A 24,274-nucleotide genomic window follows, 5' to 3' on the forward strand; every position below is an offset into this window, starting at 1 on the left:
CGGACGGCGCGTCGGGCGGAACCGTCGCGTGGGCAGGCTGGCGCCTCCGGCGGACGGCCGGGAGGCTCTGCTGCGGTTACCGGGTGGGTTCCGGCAGCTCTGCGGTCACCTTGAGCAGGAGCTCGCGGAGCGTGGCGCGCTCGTCCGGACTGAGCGGGGCGAGCAGGCGGTCGTCGAGGGCGAGCATCGCGTCCTCGAACCCGGCGATCAGGTCGATGCCGGTGGGGGTGGCGTACACGAGCTTCGTCCGGGCGTTGCCGGCGTCGGCTCGTCGTTCGATGAGGCCCCGTTTCTCGAGCCCCTGCAGGAGGCTCGACACGCTGGCCGCACTGGTCCGGGTCATCTCGGCGATGTCGCGTTGGATGGCGCCCGGGTTCTGCTGCAGGTAGCCGAGCACGAAGCTCTGCTCGTGCGAGAGCTCGCGCTCCCGCACCCACTCCTCGGCGGCCTTGCGCTGGGCCCACCCGATCCAACGCATGAGCTGGAGGGGCGTGTCGAAGTGCGGTGCCTGCATGATCAGAACTCTAAGTGTTCGATCTCTAACTGTCAACCGAGGAGTCGTCCAGGTCGCTCTGGTTCGGTCGGAGGATGACGACAGAGACGCAGCGCCGACGGTGGCCGTGGTGGGTCGTCCTGCTCCTGGTCGTCGCCATCGCACTGTCGCTCTGCGCGATCGCACTGCCGCTGTGGCTGGTGTCGCTCATGCAGCAGGCGCCCTCGGCATCGGTTGGTGACGGTCCGAGACGAGTCGCGTTCATCGCGTTCGCTGCGTTCGCGTCGATCGCGATGTTGGCCGGCTTCGCCTGGGCCGCACTGATCGCGGTCCGTGTCCAGCGCCGACGGAGCAGATGACCGATCGCCGGTCGTCGGTCGTTGGTCGTTGTCGAGACGCCGGCGTGTGGGTGTGAGACGCCGGTGTCTGTGCGAGACGCCTCGTTGTTCGCGAGACGCCGTGGTTTTCGGCGGCGTCTCGGGCACTCGGAGGTGTTCCAGTGAGACACCGGCGTCTGAGATCGAGACGCCGGTGTCTCGACGTGGTGCGCGCGGTAGCTCAGCGAGACGCCGGTGTCTTGCGTGCGGGGTGAGGCCGGGGTCAGTGGGACGCCGGCGTCTGGGGGTGGGACGCCGGCGTCTCGGCGGGCGCGGGACGCAGGCGGCGGATGCCGGTGACGACGAGCACGACGACGGCGCCGAGCGCGAGACCGAACACGGCCGAGGACGCCGTGTCCGCGAGCCACTCGACGACGGGGCCGGCGGGCTCCACCGCGTGGGTGATGACGTGCAGCAGGTCGTACGGCCCGTGCCAGAACGTCTCGGCGAGGTTCGCGATCACGAGGTGCCCACCGACCCAGAGCATGGCGACGGTCCCGACGATGCCGATGGTGCGGAACACGGCCGGCATCGAGCGCACCACACCGTCGCCGAAGCGGCGCAGCCCCTGGGACGGGTGCTCCATGAGCCGCAGCCCGACGTCGTCGATCTTCACCAGCAGTGCGACTGCGCCGTAGACCAGCGCCGTCATGCCGAGGGCGATGAGCGCCAGCGCGCCGAGCGTCAGCCAGAAGCCCATGTCCGGGTCGAGGCTGGCGAGGGCGATGAGCATGATCTCGGTGCTGAGGATCAGGTCGGTCCGGATCGCGCCGAACACGAGCTTGCGTTCGTCGCGGGAGTCGTCCTCGGCGGAGACGTGGTGGTGGCCGAACCACTCGGCGACCTTCTCCGCGCCCTCGAAGCAGAGGTACGTACCGCCGATGACGAGCAGCCACGGCAGCACCCACGGCGCGAACGACGACAGCAGCAGCGCCACCGGGATGATGATGACGAACTTGTTGAACAGGCTGCCGAGGGCGATCCGCCCGACGACGGGGAGTTCGCGGGCGGGCGCGAGTCCCTGCACGTACTGCGGGGTGACGGCGGCGTCGTCGATGACGACCCCGGCGGTCTTCGCGCTCGCCTTGAGCGCGGCGGAGAGGATGTCGTCGACGACGGCGAGCAGTCCCACGGACATGTGCGGTCCCCGGTCTCAGGCCGCGCGGGCGGCGCGGCGGACGTCGTCGACGGTGGGACGGAGAAGGGCTACCTGCATGGGGAGAACCCTATTGGTTCGCACAGGTGAGAAGCCTGTTGCGAAAATCGCAAGTTCGGTACGATCGAGGCATGTCCGAAACGCTCGAAGAACGCGTCCGGAGCGTCATCGACGGCTCCGGCATGGCCCAGGCCGAGTTCGCTGACGCCATCGGCATGGACCCGACGAAACTCTCGAAGTCGCTGTCGGGACGGCGTCGGTTCTCGTCGTTGGAGTTGGCCAGGGTCGCTGATGTCGGCCGGATGAGTGTCGACTGGCTCATCACCGGGAGCGCACCGTTCCGCCCGGTCTTCGCCCGACGAGCGCGAGCTGTCGACGTCGGAGACGAGGCGGGCGCGAGCGTGGTGGAACGCCTGGTCCTGGCTGTGCGAGGTCTCGCAGAACTCGACCGCCCCCTTGCGCTGCCCGAGCTTCCGCAGCTCGCGCAGCGATCGAGCTGGTACCTCGTCGAAGCCGCGCAACTCGCAGCTCGGTACGTCGACGCTCTCGGACGCCGTGTCGCAGGTCTCACGATGCAGGAGCTGGTGGCGGCGATCGAGCGCGAGTTCGGCGTGATCGTCGTGATCGACGAGCTCCCGGACGGCATCGACGGCTTGTCCTACGAAGACGCTGATGCCCGTGTGGTCATCCTCGCTCCGACCGACCACCCGCTGCGGCAGCGATTCACGCTCGCTCATGAGCTCGCGCACATCGCCTTCGGTGACGCCCGCCAGGGCATGCTCGAGGAACGCTTGTGGGCCGTCCGGTCGAACACGGAGTCACGGGCGAACGCGTTCGCGGCCGCGTTCCTCGCGCCAGCGGAGGAACTCCGGAACCTGCTCGGTGACCGATCGGCATCGGACGTCTTCCCCGAGCTCGTGGAGCGGTTCCAGCTCTCCCCGGACGCGATGGCCTGGCGGTTGTTCAACGAGGACCTGATCGACGAGACGACCCGCGAGCGGCTCCGCGGACTCACTGCGAAGTCGATCTACCTCCAGATGGGCAAGCCTGCGGACTACTTCGACCTGGCCCTCGCGGCAGGAGAACCACGCCCGGGATGGCTGCTGGTGAACGCCTGTGTCGACGCGTACCGCGCTGGCGAGACGACAGTGAAGCCTGTCGCGCGTCTTCTCGGATGGACCACGGAGGAGACCGAAGCGTTCTTCGCGCTCGACGGTGACGAGCTCGACGCAGAATCCGGTCTGATCGAGGACTGAGCCATGCCGATCCACTGGTTCCCGGACAACTCACTGATCTGCAACTTCGCCGCCGTCGATCAACTCGGACTCCTGCGGACGAGTCTTCACGGTTCCGGACGGATCGTCGAAGCCGTCGAGTACGAGATCGAGCGGTCTTCTGCACACGTCCCGCATCTCCGAGGTCTCGACACGAACGAGTGGTTCGGTGATGCCATCAGCTTCCAGGACGAGAAGGACCAGCGGGCGATCGAGAGCACGCGTCGGATCCGCTTCGGCGGCGACGACGAACGTCCACTCGAACACCTCGGAGAGAGCCAGACCCTGCACCTGCTCTGGACCCGCCCAGAGTTCGCGGGGAGCGTCTGGATGAGCGAGGACGGCGGCGCCCTTCGCGTTGCGCGGACCATGGGGATCATCACGCGCGATTCACGCGATGTCCTCGAGGAGCTCGTGGCGTTCAACGAGATCACCGGATCTCAGGCCTTCGAGGTCGCTGTCGCGATCGACCGTGCAGATCGTCCCTTCCTCCGGATGCCGACGAGCGCACGAGACTTCCGCTGACCCGTGACGGGCTCGTCAGCTGCTGAGTGCGGCCCGCGCCGCCCGGACCACGTCGCTGTCGGTGACGAAGTGCGCGGAGCCGTCGTCGGCACCGCCCATCGGCACGCCCGCGTGGGCGCTGTCGGCGGCCGGGCGCTTCGCGGAGAGGTGCACGGCAGCAGCTCCGGTGGCGACCAGGGCCGGCACGTCCGCGGGGATGACCCCGGCGCCGGCCATGACCTGCACGGGCCCGGCGGCCGACACCATGCGGGCGATCGTCGCCGCGCCGGTGAGGGCGGTGGGGGCCGCGCCGGAGGTCAGGACGCGGGTGAACCCGAGGTCGGCGAGCAGTGCGACGGCGGCGACGGGGTCCGCCGCGTGGTCGATCGCCCGGTGCAGGGTGACCTCGACGTCGTCACGGAGTGCGCGGGCGGTGCCGACGAAGCGTCGCAGGACCTCGAGGTCGAGCGACCCGTCCGCCCCGAGCGCACCGACGACGACGCCGGCGACGCCCGAGCGCACGACGGCCTCGAGCTCGCGGTCCATCAGGTCGATCTCGTCCGAGCCGTACACGAAGCCACCCGGGCGGCACCGGACCAGGGCGTGCACGGGGACGCCCGTCGCGACCGCGGCCTCGACGAGCCCCTGGGACGGGGTCAGCCCGCCGAGTTCGAGCCCGACGCAGAGCTCGACGCGGTCGGCGCCACCGTCACGGGCGACGACCGCCCCGGCCGGCGAGGTGACCGCGATCTCGAGCGCGACGGAGCGAGCAGCAGCGGCGGCCGGAGCGGCGGAGGGGGCAGTGGTCACGCGATGGCTCCGAGCGGTTCGTTCGAGGGCGGGATGATCCGGGCACCGAGGTCGGGCGCCGACGGGAACACCCGATCGTACGGGAACATCGGCCGCGCGATCCGGTGGTGTCCCAGGCGCTCGAGGTCTTGGTCGACGCCGCCGGGCGTCAGCGCGAGCATCCAGTCGGCGGCCATGTCGAACAGCTCCGGCTCGAGGTAGCCGATCTTCACGATGACGACGTCGGCCTGGCGCGGTGCGAGGTCGAGGTCCGTGAAGTCGTGCTCGTGGTGGTACGGCTTGCGCAGCGTCGTGAGGATGGCGAAGACGCTGCCGACCTGCAGCACGACCTCGGTCTCGGCGTCGCGGTCACCGTGCTTGACCGCGTGCACCCGCCCGGTCATGGTGATCGGTCCGGCGTGGAGGTCGTCGACCGCCGCACCGGCGGTCACGGTGACGGTCGCACCGACGCCCGCGGCCACCGCGGTGGCGACGGCGTCCGGGCCGGGGACGCTCGCGTAGATGACGGTCGGGCCGTCGGCCGACTGGAACTCCGGCCGTGCGAGCACCTCGGTCAGCCCCCACGTCATGTCGCCGGACCCACCGGCGGTCGGGTTGTCGCCCGAGTCCGAGACGAAGTACGGCCGGGCGGCACCGGGTGCGAGCGCGGCGTCGAGGCACTCGGCGAACGAGCCCGTCGGCGCCACGAACACGAAGTCCTCGCGGACGTCCCAGAACGCCTGCGCCAGCCGTTCGGCACCTGCGGCGACCGCGTCCGACGACCACCCGGTGACGACGGTGACGGCACGGTCGCGCGGCTGGTCGGCCCACGCGTACCCGACCCAGATCGCGGCGTCGAGCACGCCGTCGACGGCCTCGACGGCGGGCACCTGGGCGTAGAGCGACGCCGCGGGCTCGAGGCGCGTCGAGGTCTGCTCACCGGGCAGCAGCACGGGGATCGGGATCCACGCCTTCACCGGGCGCTGCGACCCGACCGGGCGGGTGGTGAGCACGTCGACGAGGTTGCGGACCGCGCGCTCCTTCGTCTCCATCGCGTCCTCGTGCGGGGCCATCCGGTAGCAGGTGACCAGGTCGACCTGGTGGGCGAGCTCCGCGGTGACGTTGCCGTGCAGGTCCATCGACGCCGACACGATGACGTCTGGGCCGATCACCGCGCGGATGCGTCCGAGCAGGTCGGTCTCGGCGTCGTCCAGGCCCTCGACGACCATCGCGCCGTGGATGTCGTACCAGAGGCCGTCCAAGGACGTCGACGACACCAGCGCCTGCAGCCGCGAGACGATCTCGGAGGCGAGCGACTCGTACGCCTCCCGCGTCACCATGCCGCCGGGCAGCGCGTGCCCGATCAGTGCACCGCGGAAGTCGGCGACGGCGGACAGCTCGGCGAGGAAGTCGTAGCGCGCCACGACCTCGTCCCCGCGGTCCGGGTGGAACGCCTCGGCCTGGGTCCTGGTCGGCGTGAACGTCGACGTCTCGATGGCCAACCCGGCGATGGCGATGACGGGACGATGCGTGGGCACGGTGTCAGACACGGACACTCCTGTTCCTGGTGGTCGACTGGGGGATCGGCGTGGACAGCTCCTGCAACGAGGCCGCGAGACCCCGCTGCAGCGCGAACTGCCCGGCACCGACGAGACCCGCATCGGCACCGAGCGAGGCGCGCTCGATGACGAGGTGCTGCGTCACGAGCGGGTGGCAGCTCTCGTAGAGCTGGCTCCGCACCGCGGCGACGAACGGGTCGAGGGTGGAGAGGATGCCGCCGAGGTAGACGGCGTCCGGGTTGAAGAAGTTCACGTTGGCGGCGAGCACCTCGCCGAGGTACCGACCGGCCAGGCGCACGGCCCTGGTGGCCTCGGGGTCGGCGTCCGACGCGAGCCGCACGACGTCGGCGGTCGAGGACACTGGCACGCCGGCCGCGCTGAGGATCCGCACGAGGGCGGCCCCGGACGCCACGGTCTCCAGGCACCCGGTGTTGCCGCACGAGCACGGGGTGTCCCCGGCCGCGTCGATCCGCACGTGCGTGATGTCGCCGGCGGCCCCGGTCGAGCCGCGGTACAGCCGGCCGTCGATGACGATCCCGGCACCGATCGCCGACCCGGCCTTGATCGTGATGGCCTGCCGCCGCGACGACGGCTGGACGGTCTGCTCACCCGCCGCCATGCAGTTCGCGTCGTTGTCGACGGCCGCGGGGACGCCGAAGTGCTCCTCGAGCCAGGCGGCCACGGGGAAGCCGTTCCACCCGGGCATGCGACTCGGCAGGTCGACCACCCCGGCCTCGACGTCGACCGGGCCGGGCAGGCTCAGCCCGACACCGCGCAGGCCGTCGCGCCCGCGCGACTCGACGAGTTGTCCCAGCAGCTCCGCCAGCCGGGCCAGCCCGGCGGTCGGACCGTCGGAGAGCGCGAACGGGACGTTCGAGACGGACTCGAGCGAGCCTCCCGGCAGGACGATGCCGACCCGCGCGTGTCCGCCACCGACGTCCGCGGCGACCGCGTACTCGTCCACCCCGCCGATCCGGAGCACCTTGCGGGGGCGACCGCCGGTGGAGACGTCGGTGCCCTCCTCGGCGAGGATCCCGTGGTCGAGCAGCTGGGCGACGACGTGCGAGACGGTCGACGGCGCGGCGCCGAGGAGCTGCGCGATCTCGGTGCGGCTCGACGCCTGCCCCGACGCGACGAGCTCGAGCACCCGCGAACTGAGGTCCGGCACGACTTTCTCCAATCCGGCACGAAGACCAGCACTGCGGCCGGTGACGGCACGGAAACCGCCGTCGTTCCGGGAGCCTAACCGCCCGACGGAGCCGGGAGCCCTTTCGCCCGATCCGCAGAAACGAAGTATTTACACGAGAACGTTTGTTTTTCCAACACCTTTTGCCATTGACTGTGGCCCACCCCGACCACCAGAACCACTCGCACTAGGAGTCCGCATGACCAAGCCCCGTCGCTGGGCCCTCCTCACCGGAGCCGCGCTCGCGGTGAGCGCACTGCTCGCCGGGTGTTCCGGAGGCGGTTCCGCCACCACGAACGCGAAGTCCGACGAGATCAACTACGCGCTGCCGGCGAACTTCACGCCGAACTGGATCCTGCCGATCGGCACCGCCGCGCACCTCAACACGAACAACGGCTCCATCGCGCAGTCCCTGTACGAGCCCCTGGTGGCGTACGACGGCTCCACCGGCAAGATCGCCTGGAACAAGAAGGGCTCGATCGCCACCGCCGCCGACTTCGCGAGCGACGGCAAGAGCGTCACGGTGACCCTGGGCGACCGCACGTGGTCGGACGGCAAGCCGATCACCAGCCGCGACGTCGAGTTCTGGTACAACCTCATCAAGGCCAACAAGGCGCAGTGGGGCTCCTACTCCGAGGGCAAGGTCCCGGACAACTGGACCGCGTTCAAGACCGTCGACGACACCCACTTCACGATCACGTTCGACAAGGCCTACAACTCGGACTGGATGCTCGCCAACCAGCTCAGCCTGGTCGTCCCGCTGCCGCAGCACGCCTGGGACAAGACCGGCGCGGACGCGACGGTGACCGACGCCGACGAGACCCCCGCCGGCGCCAAGCAGGTCTGGAAGTACATCAACACCGCCGCCGGCAAGATCGCGGACTACGACTCCGACCCGCTGTGGAAGACCATCTCCGGCCCGTACGGCGTCAAGTCGTTCACGACCGCCGGCAAGGTGCAGCTCGTCGCGAACACGAAGTACGACGGCGGCCAGAAGGCCCAGATCAAGACCGTCAACCTGCTGCCGTTCACCACGGCTGACGCCGAGACGAACGCGGTGCGCTCCGGCGAGGTCGACTACGGCTACATCCAGGCCACGGACATGGACCAGAAGGACTCGTTCACGGGCAAGGGCTACGACGTCAAGCCGTGGACCGGCTGGGCGATCACGTACATGCCGTACAACTTCAACAACCCGACCATGGGCGCCGTCTTCAAGCAGCTCTACGCCCGCCAGGCCGTCCAGATGTCGGTCGACCAGGCCAGCCTGTCGAAGGTCGTCTTCAACGGCACCGCCACCCCGACCTACGGCCCCGTCCCGCAGGCCCAGGCGTCCGACTACGTCTCCGACGCGCAGAAGGACAATCCGTACCCGTTCAGCACGAAGAAGGCCGCGGCGCTCCTGACCAGCCACGGCTGGACGAAACAGGGCGGCACGATGGTCTGCACCGACCCGGGCAGCGGCGACAGCCAGTGCGGCGAGGGCGTCGCGAAGGGCACGAAGTTCACCATGCAGGTGCTGTCGCAGTCCGGCTCGTCCGTGACCGACAACATGATGAGCGCGATCCAGTCCTCGCTCGCCAAGACCGGCATCGGCTTCACCATCAAGACCGCGCCGGTGTCGAGCGTCCTCTCGCAGACCCCGACGTGCACCAGCGACGAGGACAGCTGCAAGTGGGACCTGTCCTTCTTCGGCACCGCGGGCAGCTGGTACTTCCCGGCGTACCCGACCGGTGAGGCGCTGTTCTCCACCGGCGGCTCGGCGAACTTCGGCAGCTATTCGAACAAGTCCGTCGACGACCTGGTCAGCGCGACCACGACGTCGACCGACTCCGCCGCGGTGCAGGACTACAGCGAAGCGGTCGCGAAGGACCTACCGGTGATCTGGCTGCCGAGCCCGGACTACCAGATCTCGGTCGTCAAGAACGGTCTGACCGGGTTCGAGCAGGACTCGCTGGCCAACTTCCACCCGTCCCAGTGGACGTGGAGCAAGTAGGTCGCTGACGCGACCAACGGCCTGGAGGCGGGGGGGGGGGGGGGGCCCCCCCCCCCCCCCCCCCCCCCCCCCCCCCCCACGACCCGGCCGTGCGCCTACCGGCGCGCCACCGCTGACAGCCCGCGGAACGAGACCGCCCCGAGACCGGTGACGTCGTCGTAGCCCGTCGCCGTGGTCAGCGACGTGTCGTGGTCGAGCGTCACGAGGAAGTCGTGCCCCGAGGTCGCGCTCGTGTAGGCGAGCGCGATCGGCGACGCGGGCGGCGCGACGTCGGTGAACGACGCGGGGGCGGCCCGGTACGTCGCGTACAGCGTCGGGTTCGCGAACCCGAGCCGGGTGTTCGTCGACTGCTGCACGAGCGCCGACAACGCTGCGGTGATCGGCGAGGCGAGCGAGGTGCCGCCGTACGTCTCGTTCTCGAACGCACCCGTGGCGAGCGTGCCGTCGTCGGTGATCGGCCGGATGCCGATCGACAACCCGGTGTACGGGTCCGCGAGCGCCGCCAGGTCGGGCGACACGCGCTTGCCGTTCGCGAGTCCGGCCGGCACCACACCGCGCTGGTACGCGGGCTGGTCGAAGAGCGTGCTCCGGCCACCGCCGGCACCGCCGCCGACGGTGCCGCCGGGGAGCGGCGTCGTGTAGACGTTGCCGCGCGGGCTCGTGACGATCTGGTCGAGCAGGTCGCCCCACCCGGTCTCGTACGTCTTGTGGCCGTCCTTCGCGACGCCGAGGCTCGTGCCGCCGACCGCGGTCACCCACGGGCTCGAGGCGGGGAAGTCCGGCTGCGCGCTGCCGAGCGAGGCGGACTCGTCGCCGTTGTCACCGCTCGAGAAGTACAGGCCGATGCCCTCGCCGGCAGCCTGGACGTGCAGGTTCTCCTGCCCGCGGATGCTCGAGAGCGACAGGTTCTCACCGACGTCGCCGTAGCTGTTGCTCACCAGGTCCGCGAGTCCCTGGTCGAGGATCCGGGACATCGCGACGTCGAGGCCACCACCGCAGTTCGTGCCGCCGACGTAGAGGATCTTCGCCGACGGGGCGACCGCGTGCACCGACTGGACGTCGAGCGTCTCCTCGCCCTGCCACCCGCTCGGCTGCTGGCAGAGCACCTGGTCGGTGAACTGCAACGGCGCGGGGATGCGCTGCGCGAAGGTCGCGCTGGTCAGCGCGGGCTCCCCGTGCTGGGCGGAGTAGCTGTCCGTGTCGTGGATGATCGACGGCGAGGCGTACGCGTCGATGACCGCGACGGTCTGCCCCTGGCCGGAGATGCCCCGCTTGCCGAGCGCGTCGACGCCGTACGCCGACCGGATCTGGTTCGGCACGTAGCCGCAGGCGAACGTCGGGACGCTCGTGCGACCGTAGGCGGCCGGGACCGTCGCGGTGTGCTGGCCGTCGTACGCCGAGCACTGGGCGTTGATGCCGGTCGGTGCCGCCGCCTGCTGGCGCAGGGTGTGGGTCGGGGCCGCGGACGCCGGCGTCTCGCCCTGCTGCACGAGCTCCGGGTGCGTGAGCAGCCGCCCCTGGTCCACGCTGACGCCGCTGACGAGTCCCGCGACGGACGCGGGCAGGCTCGGGGCGGTCGACGGGGCGACGAGGGTCTGCTGCGCGTGCCGGTAGGAGTGCAGGGAGATCCCGAGCACCGAGTTCACGACCGACGCCGCTCCGCGGAACACGACGAACTCGTGGCTCGCGGGGACGGCCGTGATCGACAGGCCCTGGGCCCGCAGGAACCCGGTGACCTGGTCCACGTCGCTCTTGGTCGGCGCGTACGCCGCGATCCACGCCTTCGGGCTGAGCGGCTTCCGGTAGCGGCTGGTCCCCGGTGTCGAGACCGCGGTCGCCAGGGCCTCGGCACCGGCCTGGTCCTTCAGGGGCAGGTAGACCTCGCCCTCGACGTCGGTCGAGGCGGCGACGGTGCCGGTGTCATCGGCCGGGGTGGCCCACGTCGGCACGGAGTCGGGCAGCACGTGCCGGGTCGCAGCGTCGGCGGGGCCGGCAGCGAACAGCACGGCACCGATGGTGCAGGCAGCGGTGGCGAGGGCGAACGCGGTGGTCCGGGGCCTCGTGGACAGGATGGTCGACCGGGGAGTCGGTGGGCGTCGGTGCACGTCGGGGTCCTCTCGGGGGAGCCCGCCGCCGGTCGGCCGTCCGCGCGTGCGGCCGGGCGTTCCCAGCGGCTTCGTGGGCTGCGGTGAGCTGACTGTAGTGAGCAAGTGGAACCAGTTGACAGTCAGTGGTTCCACCGACGGACCACGTCACCCGGACGGGGGTCGGAAGCTGTCGCACTGCTCAGCGAGGAAGCGCGGAGTTCCGCGGCACGACGGCGGACCAGCTGGGTCCGCGCCGAGAACCCGGGGTCCGGTCTTGCGCCGGTCGGCGCGACCAGATGACGAACGGGAGGCTCCCCAGCAGCTGGTGGGGAGCCTCCCGTCCGATGCGTCCCGGCCACACGACGCAGGTGCCGTGCCGCTGTCGGTGTCAGTCGGTGGGTGGTTTCGTCCCGCGCTGCAGGGCCTCGACGACGGCGACGGCCCGCCCGACGAGCGCGGCGTCGGAGTCGCGGCCCTGCACCCGGTAGTCGGAGGAGATGCCGTCGCCACCGGTGCCGGTGGACGGCAGCGGGTCGCCGAGCGCCACGACGACGACGCCGGCGTCGTGCGCCGTCTGCACCTCTCCCGTCAGGGCGTCCGGGTCGGCGGCCTCGACCAGGAGCGCCTTCGCGCCGTCGCGCACGAGCTCGCGGATGGCCGATGCCTGCGACGCTGCCGGATCGGTCGGGCTGGCGACCCGGACGTCCGGGCGGAAGCCCGCTGTGGTGAGGTCCTCGCGGAACCGGTCGGGCAGTGCCACGCCACCGGAGCTCGCACCGGGCGTCGCGTCGGTGGCCAGCAGGACCACACCGACGACCGCGTGCTGGTCGAAGCCGCCGTCCGAGCTCGTGAGGTCCGTGCTCTTGACCGGGGTCGGCGCCATCGAGGTCGTGCCCGTGCACCCGGCGAGCGCGGCGACGGTGCTCAGCGCGATGGCGGCGGCCAGGATGCGGCGCACGGTTCCTCCTCGTCGTGGGTCCCCCACGCTACCCGTTCCCGGTCCCCGGGCCCCGGTCCTGGTGACGCTACCCGTTCCCGGAGGACGGAGCCGGGACCGGACCAAGCCGCCGGACCGCGGCCAGCCCGACCAGGGTGATGACGGTCATCGCCGCGAAGACCAAGGCGAAGGCCGTGGGATGGTCCCGACCGCCGGCGGAGGTGAACAGCAGCCCCGCGACGGCGAGCCCCACCACGCTGCCGGCGGCGTCCGCGATCGTCAGGGCCGAGCTCGCGAAGCCGTCGTCGCCCTCGGTGGAGAACCGGAGCGTCAGCGTCGAGGTCCTGGGGTAGGCGAAGCCCATCCCCGCCCCGCCGACGAACCACCCCGCCACCAGCACCCACACGGGCAGGTCCCACGCGGCCACCGCGAGCGCGGCCACCAGGCTGACGAGCACGAGCGCCAGCCCGATGCCGAACACCCGCGCGGCCGGCAGCCGCCGCTCCCCCAGCCGGCCGTTCAGCCAGCTCGCGCTGGCCCAGCTCAGTGCGGAGACCGTCAGCGCCAGCCCGGCGTCCGACGCGGACAGGCCGTGCTGGGCCTGCAGCAGGAACGGGACGTAGGCCTCGCTGCCGAAGAACCCGGCCGCGAGCACGCCGCGCAGCAACACGACCGACGGCAGCCCCGGGCCCGCGGTCAGCGTCCGTCGGGGCAACAGCGGGCGGAGGGCGAACCACGCACCGACGAGCCCGATCACCACCGCCAGGACCCGCAGCACCACGGGCAGGTCCGGCGCGACGTTGAGCAGCAGCACCGCGACGGCCGCGGCGACGGACCACCCGATGCGGGCGCGCTGCCACGGTGGCCGGAGCTCGGGCGCCGGCGGGTGCAGGTGACGGAGCGTGGGCACGAGCAGCACGAAGGCGACGACCGCGATCACGAGGGCACCGGCGAAGACCCAGTGCCAGCTCGCGAGCTCGGTGACGTAGCCGGCGATCGCAGGACCCACGAGCGCCGGCACCACCCACGCGGCGGCGAACCCGGCGAACACCGGGCCGTGCAGGTCCTCGGGGAAGACCCGCGCGACCAGCACGTACAGGACGACGTCGATCGCGCCCGCGCCGAAGCCCTCGACCAGGCGGCCGGCGAGGAACACGGGCATCGTCGGGGCGAGCATCACGATCGCCGTCCCGATGGCGAAGAGCATCGCCGACACCCACGCCACGACCCGGCCGCCGGCGCGGTCGGTCCAGTTGCCCGCGAGCACCATCCCCGGGACGCCCGCCGCGAGCGGGGCGGCGAAGCTCAGGGAGTAGAGGGTCTCCCCGTGCAGGTCGCGGCTGATCACCGGCATGATCGTCGTCATCGCCAGGTTCTGGAACGCGGCCACCGCGACGATGGCGACCATGCCGATCGTCGGCAGCGCGTACCCCCGGCTGAACAGGGACGGCCGCGGTGCCGCGGTGGGCCCGCGGCCATCGGTGGTCCTGCGTCCGTCGGTGGTCACGCGACCATCGTAGGAGCGGCCGGGGACACCTGCTGCGCGGGGACCACCGCGCGAGCGCTTGCTGCGCTCGGGACTACCGCGCGAGCGCCTGCTGCACGTCGGCGACCAGGTCGCCCGCGTCCTCGATGCCGACGGACAGCCGCACGACGTTCTCCGGCACGGCCAGCTCGGTGCCCTTCACCGACGCGTGGGTCATCTCGCTCGGGTACCCGATGAGCGACTCCACCCCACCGAGCGACTCCGCGAGCGCGAACAGCTCGGTCGACTCCGCGAAGCGCTTCGCCGCCTCGGGACCGCCGGCGAGCGCCACGGACAGCATCCCGCCGAACCCGCGCATCTGGCGGGACGCGACGTCGTGCCCCGGGTGGTCGGCCAGCCCCGGGTAGAAGACGCGCTCCACGGACGGGTGCTCGACGAGGGCCTCGGCGACGGCCTGCGCGTTCTGCGAGTGGCGCTCCATCCGGACGGCCAGGGTCTTGATGCCGCGGATCGTCAGCCAGGCGTCGAACGGCGACGAGATCGCACCGGCACCGAACTGCAGGAACTGCACCTTCTCCGCGAGCTCCTGGTCCTTGAGGACGATCGCCCCGCCGACGACGTCCGAGTGCCCGCCGAGGTACTTCGTGGTCGAGTACGCGACCACGTCGGCGCCGAGCGACAACGGCTGCTGCAGGTACGGCGACGCGAAGGTGTTGTCGACGACGACGAGGGCTCCGGCCGCGTGCCCGATCTCGGCGAGCGCCGCGATGTCGGCGATCTTCATGAGCGGGTTCGTCGGCGTCTCGACCCACAGCACGGTCTTCTCGGGGGCACCTTCGAGCGCGCCGCGGACCAGGTCGAGGTCGCTCATGTCGACGACGACGAGCTCCACGCCCCACGGCACGTGCAGGCGGCTCACCAGGCGGTGGGTGCCGCCGTAGACGTCGTTGCCCATCACCACGCGGGCGCCGGGGGCGAGCGTCGCTCGCAGCAGCGCGTCCTCCCCGGCCAGGCCGGAGGCGAACGAGTACGCCGCCACGCCGCCGTCCAGGTCCGCGAGCAGGGTCTGCAGCGAGTCACGGGTCGGGTTCGCGGAGCGCGAGTACTCGTACCCGTTCCGCATCTGCCCGATGCCGTCCTGCACGTAGGTGGACGTCAGGTGCAGTGGCGGGATGACGGCGCCGGTGGTGGCGTCGGGTTCCTGGCCGGCGTGGACGGCGCGGGTGCTGAACTCGGTCATGGTGCGTATCTCCAGGTCAGGAGCGGACGGGAGGCTCGGATCGCGTCGCGCGCGGACCGCTCGGTCGGGTGCGCTGCCGTGGCGCGCACCGCTCGCGCTGGCGCGCTCACTCCGAGAGGTAGGTGAGCAGGTCGTGTCGCGTCAGGACGGTGACGGGCTTGCCGTCCTCGACGACGAGCAGCGCGTCCACGGTCTCGAGGGCACGGCGGGCCGAGGACACCGACTCGCCGACGCCGATGAGCGGCAGTGGGTCGCCGACGGACTCGGCCAGGCGGTCGGCCATCTTGGCGGCTCCGGTGAAGACGTGCTCGAGCAGGTCCTTCTCGGCGACGGCGCCGATCACCTCACCGATCACGACGGGCGGCTCCGCACTGAGGACGGGCATCTGCGAGACGCCGTACTTCGACATGATGTCGACGACCTCGCGGACCGTGTCCCCCGGGTGCGCGTGGACGAGGTCGGGCAGGCGCCCGTCCTTGCCCGCGATGAGGGACCCGACCGTGCGGGCCTCGTCGGTCTCGGCGAAGCCGTACGAGCGCATCCAGCGGTCGTTGAAGATCTTGCCGAGGTAGCCGCGGCCACCGTCGGGCAGCAGCACGACCATGACGTCGTCCTCGGTCAGGTCGCGGGCGGCCCGCAGCGCCGCGACGACGGCCATGCCGCTGGAGCCGCCGACGAGCAGCCCCTCCTCGCGCGCGAGACGACGGGTCATCGCGAACGACTCGGCGTCCGACACGGCGATGATCTCGTCCGCGATGTCGGGGTCGTAGGCGCTCGGCCAGAAGTCCTCGCCGACGCCCTCGACCAGGTACGGGCGACCGGTGCCGCCCGAGTAGACGGAGCCCTCGGGGTCGGCGCCGATGACGCGCACGCGACCCTCGGACACCTCCTTCAGGTACTTGCCCGTGCCGGAGATCGTGCCGCCGGTGCCGACGCCCGCCACGAAGTGGGTCAGCTGCGCCTCGGTGTCGCGCCAGATCTCCGGACCCGTGGTCTCGTAGTGGCTGCGCGGGCCGTTCGGGTTCGCGTACTGGTTCGGCTTGTAGGCGCCCGGGATCTCCTGCACGAGCCGGTCGGACACCGAGTAGTACGACTCGGGGTGCTCGGGCGGGACCGCCGTCGGAGTGACGACGATCTCGGCGCCGTAGGCCGTCAGGACGTTCCGCTTGTCCTCGCCGACCTTGTCGGGCAGGACGAACACGCAGCGGTACCCGCGCTTCTGGGCGACGAGCGCCAGGCCGACGCCGGTGTTGCCCGAGGTCGGTTCGACGATCGTGCCGCCGGGGCGCAGCTCGCCCGATGCCTCAGCGGCGTCGAGGATCCGCGTCGCGATGCGGTCCTTCGAGGACCCGCCGGGGTTGAGGTACTCCACCTTGACCAGGACCGTCGCCCGGAGGCCCTCGGTGACCCGGTTCAGCTTGACGAGGGGGGTGTCGCCGACGAGGTCGACGACGGAGTTCGCGTAACGCACGCGTTGATCCTAGGCGGCGCACCTCCGCACCTCCCAGGCATGCGACGCCGGGTGACAACCCTCCAGCGGGGCGGGCCGCAGCGCCCGTGGCGGAGGTGGGTCGGGCCTCCCGTCGGTCGCCCGCTGCCCGTCAGACCAGATCGGCCGGCGCGTTCTGCTGGTGGTGCAGCGTCGCGTACGTCCCGCCGAGGGCGAGCAGCTCCTCGTGCGTGCCCTGCTCGACGATCTGCCCGTGGTCGAGCACGAAGACGACGTCGGCGTCGCGGACGGTCGACAGGCGGTGCGCGATCGAGATGGTCGTGCGGCCGCGAGCGGCGTTGTCGAGCGCGGTCTGCACCACCCGCTCTGAGATCGAGTCGAGCGCGCTGGTGGCCTCGTCGAGCACCAGCACCGGCGGGTCCTTGAGCAGCACCCGTGCGATCGCGATGCGCTGCTTCTCGCCGCCGGAGAGCCGGTAGCCGCGCTCCCCGACGACGGTGTCGTAGCCGTCCGGGAACGAGGCGATGGTCTCGTGGATGTTCGCGGCCCGTGCTGCCCGCTCGAGTTCCTCGGCCGTGGCGTCGGGCTTGGCGTAGCGGAGGTTGTCGCCGATCGTCGCGTGGAACATGTAGGTCTCCTGGCTCACGATGCCGATGTGCCGCATGAGGTCCTCGTGCTCCAGATCGCGGACGTCGGACCCCGCGAACCGGACCGATCCCTCCGTGGCCTCGTACAGGCGGGGCACCAGGTACGACACGGTCGTCTTGCCGGCACCCGACGGGCCGACGAACGCGGCGAACTGCCCTGGTTGGAGCTCGAAGGAGACACCCCGCAGCGTCGGCTTGTCGGCTTCCCCGTCCGGGTAGGTGAACGTGACGTCGTCGAACGCGACGTGACCGACCCGCTGCTCGTCGACCTTGTGCGCGGTCGGTGCGTCGGTGATGGCGGGCTTCAGGTCGAGGTACTCGAAGATGCGGGCGAACAGCGCTCCCGACGTCTGCAGGTCGAGGACGACGCGGAGCAGCCCGACCGTCGGGAACAGCAGGCGCGACTGCACCGTCGTGAACGCCACGATCGTGCCCGCGGTGATCGGGACGCCGCCGAGGATCAGGTACGCCGCGACCAGGTAGATGATCGCCGGGATGATCGACAGGAAGATCTGGACGATCGCGAAGAACCACTGCCCGGACATCTGCTGTCGGACCTGCAGCGCGATCTGGTTGCGGTTCTCGTCGCCGTACCGGTGGGTCTCGCTGCGCTGCTGGTTGAAGCTCTTCGCGAGCAGGATGCCCGACACGCTCAGGGCCTCCTGTGTGATCGCGGTCATGTCGGAGAGCGACTCCTGGGTCTGCCCGGCGATCTTCGCGCGGACCTGGCCCACCCGGCGCTGTGCGATGACGAGGAGCGGCAGCAGGACGACCGCGACGATGGTCATCTGCCAGCTGAGGAGCAGCATCGCGACCACCGCGGCGATCACCGTCACGGTGTTGCCGAGCACCGAGGAGATGGTGTTGTTCAGCACGCTGGCGACACCGCCGACGTCGTTCTGCAGACGCGACTGGATGACCCCCGTCTTCGTCCGGGTGAAGAACGCGAGCTCCATCCGCTGCAGGTGCGCGAACAGCCGCATCCGGAGGGACCCCATGACCTTGTTGCCGACCGTCGCCGTGAGGTACGTCTGCCACACCCCCACGCCGGCGTTCGCGATCCAGAGGAGCACCATCGCCGTCACGAGCCAGGCGAGCACCGGCACGTCCGGGGTGCCCGACTTCGGGAACAGCCCTTCGTCGAACGCGCGCTGGGTCAGCAGCGGCGGGATCACCGACAGCGCAGCACCGAGCAGGACGAGCGCCACCGTGAACCCGATCGACCGGCGGTGCGGGCCGAAGAGCCCGGCGATGCGACCGAGCAGGTTCGGGATCCGCGGTGCCGCCGCGTTGGCCGCGCGCTGCGCGTCGAAGTCACCGCTGGAGATCCGGCCGCCGCCGTGTCCACCGCCACCACGCATGCTCATGCGAGCTCCTTCCGCCCGGCGTGACCGGACGGTCCGCTCTCCCGAGTCAATGTAACCCCGCGGGCGGACATCGATGAGCCGCCGGCGAGGTCCTGTGGAATTGACCCCCATCCGGGGCCGTGCGAGCATGACCCGTCCCGTTCGCCGCTCCACGAGGTCCCATGTCGTCCGCGCAGTCCCGCCCCGCCACGTCCCTCCGTCACCAACTGGCCCGGCGCAAGCCGATCGACCAGTTGCAGGCCGAAGCAGCGGCCGGGGTCGACGGCAATCCGCTCCGCCGGACGCTCGGCGTGTGGCACCTGACGATGATCAGCGTCGGCGCCACGCTCGGCACCGGGATCCTCGTCGTGCTCGGCACGGCGGTCCCCCTCGCCGGGCCCGCCGTCTGGATCTCGTTCGTCGTGGCGGGCATCGCGGCGCTGCTGTCCGCCCTGTCGTACGCCGAGATGGCCGGCGCGGTGCCGACGTCCGGGTCGAGCTACTCGTACACCTACGCGACCATGGGTGAGGGCATCGCCTGGGTCTGCGGCTGGTGTCTCGTGCTCGAGTACGCCGTGTCCGTCGCCGCGGTCGCCGTGGGTGCGAGCGAGTACGTCGACGAGACCCTCAAGGTGTTCGGCACGCACCTGCCGCTCGCCCTGTCGGCCCCGCCCGGCGACGGCGGCGTGGTCAACCTGCCGGCGGCCGTGCTCGTCCTGCTCGCGACGGCGGTGCTCCTGCCGGGGGCCCGCGAGAGCGCCTGGGTCAACACCCTCATGGTCATCGTGAAGATCGCCCTGCTGGTGTTCTTCGTGGTCGTGGCCTTCACCGCGTTCCGTGCGCAGAACTTCGAGCCGCTCGCACCGATGGGCGCTGCCGGGGTCACCGCGGCGGCCTCGCGCCTGTTCTTCTCCTACATCGGCTTCGACGCGGCCTCGACCGCCGGTGAAGAAGCCAAGGACCCCCGGCGTGACCTCCCCCGCGCCATCATCGGGTCGATCGCCCTCATCACCACTCTGTACATCCTGGTCGCCATCGCGGCGATCGGCGCCCGGTCGTGGACGTCGTTCTCCTCCACCGAGGCGTCCCTCGTCCGCATCGTCGTCGACGTCACCGGCCAGCCCCTCGTGGCGCTGGTGTTCTCCGTCGGCGCCGTGATCGCGATCGCCAGCGTCGTGCTCACGGTGCTCTACGGCCAGACCCGCATCCTGCTGACGATGGCGCGCGACGGTCTGGTACCGAAGGCCTTCGGGCGGGTGTCGGAGCGCACGGGCACCCCCGTCGTGAACACCCTCATCGTGGGCCTCGTGGTGACGGTCGTCGCGGCGCTGGTGCCGCTCGGGGAGCTCGCCGACGCGACGAGCATCGGCACCCTGGTGGCGTTCGCGCTGGTGAACGTCTCCGTGATCATCCTCCGGCGGTCGCAGCCCGGTCTCGACCGCTCGTACCGGGTCCCGCTCTTCCCGGTCGTCCCGGTCCTCGGCACCCTGAGCTGCGCTCTGCTCGCGGTGTTCCTCGGTGCGGGCACCTGGATCGCGTTCGGCATCTGGATGGTCGCCGGCGCGGTGCTCTACGCGCTCTACGGTCGCCGCCACAGCACCCTCCGCTGACCCCCCGCCCGCACGAGGTTCGTGCTGCGCGACACACCGTGCGCGCTGCGGCACGAGCGGCGTCGCCGGGCGCGAGCCTCGTCCGCGCACGGCGCGCACGACGCGTACGACGCGTACGACGCGCACGACACGGGCCCTCCACATGCCGTCGGGGACCGGGCACTGTCCACAGGGGCACCGCCCGAGCACACGGCGAGCCGGTCGCCGGGCAGCGTCGGTCCATGACGAGCACACCGAGACCGACACTGTTCCGACTCAGCCGCGTCGACCGCGCGCACGACCGCGCGCTCCAGCGTCGGCACCGCGCGGGTGAACTGCACCGCTTGTGCCCGGGCGTCTACCTCCTCCGTGACGACTGGGACCAACTCGGCGAGGTGGAACGCCATCTCACTCGCGCACGAGCGATCGCTCCCCGGCTCCGGGTCACCTCGACCTTCTCCCACCTCACGGCCGCACTCATCCTCGGGTGGCCGCTCCGGGGATCAGCGCCGGAGCGCGTCCACGTCCTCGACAGGGCGGTGACCGACGTCGAGCACCGCGCTGGACTCGTCCGGCACGTCGACCGTGGGGACCCAGCCGCACGGTCGACCCACTTCGAGGGCATCCCGGTCACCACCGCACTCGAGACAGCCGTGGCACTCGCGACCACCCTGCCGGTCACCACGGCGGCCATCGCCGTCGACGGTGGTGTCCGACGTCAGATGCTCACCGTCGAGGAGTTCGTCGCAGCGCTCCCGTTGGGTCGGGCTCGTGGCTCCGTCCGGTCTCGGACGGTCGCGACCGCCCTCGACCCGAGGCACGAGTCGCCGGGTGAGTCGTACACCGCGATCCGACTGGTCGAGCTCGGCGCTCCCCAGATCGTCCCGCAGCAGGAGTTCCGGGCACCGAGCGGTCACGTGGACCGAGTGGACTTCTGGATCCCGTCCCTCGGCGTCGTCGTCGAGTTCGACGGCCGGCAGAAGTACGTCGACCCGGAGATGCTCGGCGGACGTGACCCCGCCGACGTGCTCTGGCAGGAGAAGCTGCGACAGGACCGGCTGACTGCTCACCCCGAGGTCCGAACGGTCGTCCGGGTCACTTGGTGGCACCTCGTCGAACTCGACCGACTGCGAGCACTCTTCCGCGAACACGGCGTCGTGTTCGCATGATGGAGCCACACGCACGGACGAGCCTCGTGCCCCGCGACCGACCGCGCGGTCACACGCACGAGTCGTGTCGCGAGGTGCGAGCCTCGTGCCGCCGACCCCGCACACGACGAAGGCCGCCACCCCGAGGGGCAGCGGCCTTCGTGACCAGAAGGTCAGACTCAGACGAGCTCGACGGTGGCGCCGGCGGCCTCGAGGGAAGCCTTCGCCTTGTCGGCCGTCTCCTTGTTCGCGCCCTCGATCACCTTGGCGTCGGGGGTCTCGACGAGGGCCTTGGCCTCGCCCAGGCCGAGCGACGTGAGGCTGCGGACCTCCTTGATGACCTGGATCTTCTTGTCACCGGCCGACTTGAGCACGACGTCGAACTCGGTCTTCTCCTCGACCTCCTCGGCGGGAGCGGCAGCGCCACCGACCGCGGCAGCCGCGACGGGGGCGGCAGCGGTGACCTCGAAGACCTCTTCGAACTTCTTCACGAAGTCCGAGAGCTCGATGAGCGTGAGCTCCTTGAAGGCCTCGATGAGCTCGTCCTGCGAAAGCTTCGCCATGATTTTCTCCTACTGCTAGCTAGTACGTGTGGTTGATGAACGCGTGCCTGGTCAGGCCGCGGACTCCTGCTTCTCGCGGAGGGCGTCCACCGTGCGGACGGCCTGCGAGAGGGGTGCCTGGAACAGGTACGCAGCACCGAACAGCGAGGCCTTGAGTGCGCCGGCGAGCTTGCCGAGCAGCACTTCACGGGACTCGAGGTCGGCGAGCTTGTCCACCTCGGTCGCGGTGAGCGGGTTACCGTCGAAGTAACCGCCCTTCACCACGAGCTCGGGGTTCGCCTTGGCGAATGCACGCAGCGACTTCGCGACGGCGACGGTGTCACCGTGGACGAAGGCGAGAGCGGACGGACCGGCGAGCTCATCGTCGAACGACGAGATGCCGGCGTTGTTCGCCGCGATCTTGGTCAGCGTGTTCTTCACCACGGCGTACGTGGCGTGCTCACGGATCGAGTTGCGGAGCTCCTTGAGCTGCGCGACCGTGAGACCGCGGTACTCGGTGAGCAGAACGGCGTTCGAGCTACGGAAGGACTCCGTGAGCTCGGCGACCGCAGCTTCCTTGTTCGCCATGGTTCTCCTTGGGGGTCTTGCCGGCAGCCCCAGGTCCCACTGCAACGAACACAGCACATGAAAAAAGCTCCGGCGCAGAGGCTCGGAGCTGCTCCCCCGCAAGCGGATGGAGTGGTTCGGAACACCTGCGCTGGATGCCTCATGATGAGGACCTTCGACTGCTGTGCGAGCACAGCAGCAAACCGGCGGTCTTTGGCTTCGAGAACTGTAGCAGATGCGGTGGACGCCACCAACCCCCGGACGGGAGGCCCGGTGCCGGCCCGCCACGAGCCTCCCGTCCGGTGGGTGCGAACGCACCCATGACGCGCGCCCTGGCATGCGGGATCGCGCGTGGGCGGTCGGAAGACCCGACCTCCCACGCGCGAACCGACTCGCTACGCGCGGTCGGGCACGCCGGACCAGGCGTCCGCGGCCGCGGGAGGAGCAGCACCACCAGCAGCACCACCAGGAGCACCAGCAGCAGCCGCACCCGCCCGCGCGGGCAGGTGCACCGTGAAGGCCGTGTCGCCCGGCCGGCTCTCGACCCCGACCGTGCCGCCGTGGGCCTGCACGACCGCGTCGACGATCGCCAGCCCGAGGCCCGTCGACCCCGCCGTGCGCGACCGCGAGCTGTCGGCCCGGGCGAAGCGCTCGAACAACTTCGGCAGGAACGCCGGGTCGATCCCCTGCCCGGTGTCCCGCACGGTCAGGTCGACACCGTCCGCGACGGTCTCGATGCCCACGGTGATCCGCGTGCCGTCGGGGGTGTGGGTCCTGGCGTTCGTGACGAGGTTGACGATGACCTGGTGCAGCCGGGCGGCGTCACCGAGCACGACGACCGGGGTGGGTGGGACGTCGACCTCGATGACGTGCCCGGGCGAGGCAGCGTGGGCGTCGTTGACGGCGTCGAGCACCAGGCCGGTCAGGTCGACGTCGTCGAGCTGGACCTCGCGGCCCTCGTCGAGCCGGGCCAGGAGCAGCAGGTCCTCGACCATCGAGGTCATCCGCAGCGACTCCGACTCGATGCGGCTCATCGCGTAGACGACGTCCGGCGGCAGGTCACCGCCCATGCGGCGGGTGAGCTCGGCGTACCCGCGGACCGACGCCAGCGGCGTGCGCAGCTCGTGCGAGGCGTCCGCGACGAACTGCCGCACCTTCTGCTCCGAGCGTTCACGGGCCTGCATCGCGTTCCCGATGTGGCCGAGCATCCGGTTGAACGCGGTGCCCACGCGGCCGACCTCGGTGCGGGGGTCTGCGTCGGGCACGCGGATGCCGTCGAGCGCGTCGCTGCGGTCCAGGGGCATGCCGGCGACGGTCGTGGCGGTCTCGGCCACGCGTTCGAGCGGGCGGAGGGAGCGCCGGACGGCGAGCGCCGCGGCGGCGGAGGCGACGACGAGCGCCAGCAGCATCACGACGAGCACGACGCCGAACAGCTTCCAGACGCTCTCGTACACGGGCGCCATGGGCAGGCCGACGACGAGCACGGCGGAACCGACGGGGGCGGCGGTCACGCGGTATCGGCCGAGGTCCGAGCCGAGGTCCACGGTCCGGGGCTCCCCGTCGACGCGCACGCCACCGAGGGGTTCGACGGCCGACGCCGCGAGGCTGTCGAGGTGGCCGTCGTCCTCGAGCACGCTGCCGATGACGGCGTTGCCGTTGAGGAAGTAGGCGGTGAGGGTGCCGGCGGCCTGCCCGGACGGACGGCCGATGTCGAGCCCGGGCCCGCCGGTCCCCTGCCCCTCGATCGACTTCTGGGCGCGGCTCGTGGCGTACTGCAGCTGTTGGTCGATCGCGGAGCGCTGGATGGAGAACAGCGCGACGATGCTGCCAGCGCCGATGACCGCGCTGACGGCGACGACGAGGGCGACGATGCTCAGGACGAGCCGGCGGCGCAGGGTCAC

General features: G+C 70.9%; 20 protein-coding genes. 6 read left to right on the plus strand and 14 right to left on the minus strand.

Translation table 11 applies throughout. The annotated features are described in order from the left end of the window. Positions 1 to 76 precede the first annotated feature (76 nt). Entirely contained in the window at positions 77 to 514 is a 438-nt protein-coding gene (locus ITJ54_RS07775; protein ID WP_228508738.1) for a MarR family winged helix-turn-helix transcriptional regulator, read from the minus strand. Between the two features lie 74 nt (positions 515 to 588). Here ITJ54_RS07775 and ITJ54_RS07780 point away from each other — a divergent pair, with 74 nt between their 5' ends. After that, positions 589 to 852, plus strand: a complete 264-nt coding sequence (locus tag ITJ54_RS07780) for a hypothetical protein (RefSeq protein ID WP_194627044.1) — start codon at positions 589 to 591, stop codon at positions 850 to 852. 241 nt (positions 853 to 1,093) lie between these two features. Here ITJ54_RS07780 and ITJ54_RS07785 read toward each other — a convergent pair whose 3' ends face one another. Beyond that, complete coding sequence (locus ITJ54_RS07785; RefSeq protein WP_194627046.1) at positions 1,094 to 2,008, minus strand: DUF808 domain-containing protein; 915 nt, start codon at positions 2,006 to 2,008, stop codon at positions 1,094 to 1,096. 149 nt (positions 2,009 to 2,157) lie between these two features. On the opposite strand from ITJ54_RS07785, the gene ITJ54_RS07790 reads away from it, so the two are divergent. Together ITJ54_RS07790 and ITJ54_RS07795 are read left to right on the plus strand one after the other, a co-directional pair. Next, the gene (locus tag ITJ54_RS07790) at positions 2,158 to 3,282 is read left to right on the plus strand and encodes a helix-turn-helix domain-containing protein (RefSeq protein WP_194627047.1); all 1,125 of its coding nucleotides are present in this window, start codon (positions 2,158 to 2,160) and stop codon (positions 3,280 to 3,282) included. A 3-nt stretch (positions 3,283 to 3,285) separates the two neighbouring features. Beyond that, entirely contained in the window at positions 3,286 to 3,825 is a 540-nt protein-coding gene (locus ITJ54_RS07795; RefSeq protein ID WP_194627048.1) for a hypothetical protein, read from the plus strand. A 15-nt stretch (positions 3,826 to 3,840) separates the two neighbouring features. Here ITJ54_RS07795 and ITJ54_RS07800 read toward each other — a convergent pair whose 3' ends face one another. From ITJ54_RS07800 to ITJ54_RS07810, 3 genes are read right to left on the minus strand one after another with little or no spacing between them, the layout of a single operon-like run. After that, positions 3,841 to 4,614, minus strand: coding sequence for a copper homeostasis protein CutC (locus ITJ54_RS07800; protein WP_194627049.1), 774 nt, complete (start codon positions 4,612 to 4,614; stop codon positions 3,841 to 3,843). After that, on the minus strand, positions 4,611 to 6,143 hold the full coding sequence (locus ITJ54_RS07805) for a M81 family metallopeptidase (protein WP_323741631.1): 1,533 nt from the start codon (positions 6,141 to 6,143) through the stop codon (positions 4,611 to 4,613). Before ITJ54_RS07805 ends, ITJ54_RS07800 begins: the two co-directional genes overlap by 4 nt. Further along, positions 6,136 to 7,320, minus strand: a complete 1,185-nt coding sequence (locus ITJ54_RS07810) for an ROK family protein (protein WP_194627050.1) — start codon at positions 7,318 to 7,320, stop codon at positions 6,136 to 6,138. The genes ITJ54_RS07805 and ITJ54_RS07810 overlap by 8 nt, the downstream gene beginning before the upstream one ends. 217 nt (positions 7,321 to 7,537) lie before the next feature. On the opposite strand from ITJ54_RS07810, the gene ITJ54_RS07815 reads away from it, so the two are divergent. Next, entirely contained in the window at positions 7,538 to 9,334 is a 1,797-nt protein-coding gene (locus tag ITJ54_RS07815; protein WP_194627051.1) for a peptide ABC transporter substrate-binding protein, read from the plus strand. A 95-nt stretch (positions 9,335 to 9,429) separates the two neighbouring features. On the opposite strand, the gene ITJ54_RS07820 is transcribed toward ITJ54_RS07815, so the two are convergent. The 6 genes from ITJ54_RS07820 to ITJ54_RS07845 form a co-directional block, all read right to left on the minus strand. Beyond that, the gene (locus tag ITJ54_RS07820; RefSeq protein ID WP_323741632.1) at positions 9,430 to 11,439 is read right to left on the minus strand and encodes a S53 family peptidase; all 2,010 of its coding nucleotides are present in this window, start codon (positions 11,437 to 11,439) and stop codon (positions 9,430 to 9,432) included. Between the two features lie 370 nt (positions 11,440 to 11,809). Then, positions 11,810 to 12,379 (minus strand): substrate-binding domain-containing protein, encoded by a 570-nt coding sequence (locus ITJ54_RS07825; RefSeq protein WP_194627052.1) that lies wholly within the window; start codon positions 12,377 to 12,379, stop codon positions 11,810 to 11,812. A gap of 67 nt (positions 12,380 to 12,446) precedes the next feature. Next, entirely contained in the window at positions 12,447 to 13,865 is a 1,419-nt protein-coding gene (locus ITJ54_RS07830) for an MFS transporter (RefSeq protein ID WP_194627053.1), read from the minus strand. 73 nt (positions 13,866 to 13,938) lie between these two features. Next, positions 13,939 to 15,084, minus strand: a complete 1,146-nt coding sequence (locus ITJ54_RS07835; RefSeq protein WP_194627054.1) for a cystathionine gamma-synthase — start codon at positions 15,082 to 15,084, stop codon at positions 13,939 to 13,941. Between the two features lie 106 nt (positions 15,085 to 15,190). Further along, positions 15,191 to 16,555, minus strand: coding sequence for a cystathionine beta-synthase (locus ITJ54_RS07840; protein WP_194627056.1), 1,365 nt, complete (start codon positions 16,553 to 16,555; stop codon positions 15,191 to 15,193). 130 nt (positions 16,556 to 16,685) lie between these two features. Next, a complete protein-coding gene (locus ITJ54_RS07845) occupies positions 16,686 to 18,548 on the minus strand; it encodes an ABC transporter ATP-binding protein (RefSeq protein ID WP_194627058.1) in 1,863 nt (620 codons plus the stop codon). Between the two features lie 161 nt (positions 18,549 to 18,709). On the opposite strand from ITJ54_RS07845, the gene ITJ54_RS07850 reads away from it, so the two are divergent. Further along, positions 18,710 to 20,137: an APC family permease gene (locus ITJ54_RS07850; protein ID WP_194627060.1), complete on the plus strand. Its 1,428-nt coding sequence runs from the start codon at positions 18,710 to 18,712 to the stop codon at positions 20,135 to 20,137. Between the two features lie 221 nt (positions 20,138 to 20,358). After that, positions 20,359 to 21,285, plus strand: coding sequence for a hypothetical protein (locus ITJ54_RS07855; RefSeq protein ID WP_194627062.1), 927 nt, complete (start codon positions 20,359 to 20,361; stop codon positions 21,283 to 21,285). 158 nt (positions 21,286 to 21,443) lie between these two features. Here ITJ54_RS07855 and rplL read toward each other — a convergent pair whose 3' ends face one another. The 3 genes from rplL to ITJ54_RS07870 form a co-directional block, all read right to left on the minus strand. Continuing rightward, complete coding sequence (gene rplL / locus ITJ54_RS07860; RefSeq protein WP_071270222.1) at positions 21,444 to 21,827, minus strand: 50S ribosomal protein L7/L12; 384 nt, start codon at positions 21,825 to 21,827, stop codon at positions 21,444 to 21,446. Between the two features lie 51 nt (positions 21,828 to 21,878). Then, a complete protein-coding gene (gene rplJ, locus ITJ54_RS07865) occupies positions 21,879 to 22,394 on the minus strand; it encodes a 50S ribosomal protein L10 (RefSeq protein WP_017888663.1) in 516 nt (171 codons plus the stop codon). A 374-nt stretch (positions 22,395 to 22,768) separates the two neighbouring features. Next, positions 22,769 to 24,274, minus strand: a complete 1,506-nt coding sequence (locus ITJ54_RS07870; RefSeq protein WP_323741633.1) for a sensor histidine kinase — start codon at positions 24,272 to 24,274, stop codon at positions 22,769 to 22,771.

Origin of the sequence: Curtobacterium sp. VKM Ac-2865, assembly GCF_015350905.1 — a bacterium.
Lineage (GTDB): Bacteria > Actinomycetota > Actinomycetes > Actinomycetales > Microbacteriaceae > Curtobacterium.

Excerpts from the sequence above, each read along its gene's own strand:
- ITJ54_RS07775 (WP_228508738.1), bottom strand. The coding sequence starts at position 514 with ATGCAGGCACCGCACTTCGACACGCCCCTCCAGCTCATGCGTTGGATC.
- ITJ54_RS07780 (WP_194627044.1), top strand. The coding sequence starts at position 589 with ATGACGACAGAGACGCAGCGCCGACGGTGGCCGTGGTGGGTCGTCCTG.
- ITJ54_RS07785 (WP_194627046.1), bottom strand. The coding sequence starts at position 2,008 with ATGTCCGTGGGACTGCTCGCCGTCGTCGACGACATCCTCTCCGCCGCG.
- ITJ54_RS07790 (WP_194627047.1), top strand. The coding sequence starts at position 2,158 with ATGTCCGAAACGCTCGAAGAACGCGTCCGGAGCGTCATCGACGGCTCC.
- ITJ54_RS07795 (WP_194627048.1), top strand. The coding sequence starts at position 3,286 with ATGCCGATCCACTGGTTCCCGGACAACTCACTGATCTGCAACTTCGCC.
- ITJ54_RS07815 (WP_194627051.1), top strand. The coding sequence starts at position 7,538 with ATGACCAAGCCCCGTCGCTGGGCCCTCCTCACCGGAGCCGCGCTCGCG.
- ITJ54_RS07835 (WP_194627054.1), bottom strand. The coding sequence starts at position 15,084 with ATGACCGAGTTCAGCACCCGCGCCGTCCACGCCGGCCAGGAACCCGAC.
- ITJ54_RS07845 (WP_194627058.1), bottom strand. The coding sequence starts at position 18,548 with ATGAGCATGCGTGGTGGCGGTGGACACGGCGGCGGCCGGATCTCCAGC.
- ITJ54_RS07850 (WP_194627060.1), top strand. The coding sequence starts at position 18,710 with ATGTCGTCCGCGCAGTCCCGCCCCGCCACGTCCCTCCGTCACCAACTG.
- ITJ54_RS07855 (WP_194627062.1), top strand. The coding sequence starts at position 20,359 with ATGACGAGCACACCGAGACCGACACTGTTCCGACTCAGCCGCGTCGAC.
- rplL (WP_071270222.1), bottom strand. The coding sequence starts at position 21,827 with ATGGCGAAGCTTTCGCAGGACGAGCTCATCGAGGCCTTCAAGGAGCTC.
- rplJ (WP_017888663.1), bottom strand. The coding sequence starts at position 22,394 with ATGGCGAACAAGGAAGCTGCGGTCGCCGAGCTCACGGAGTCCTTCCGT.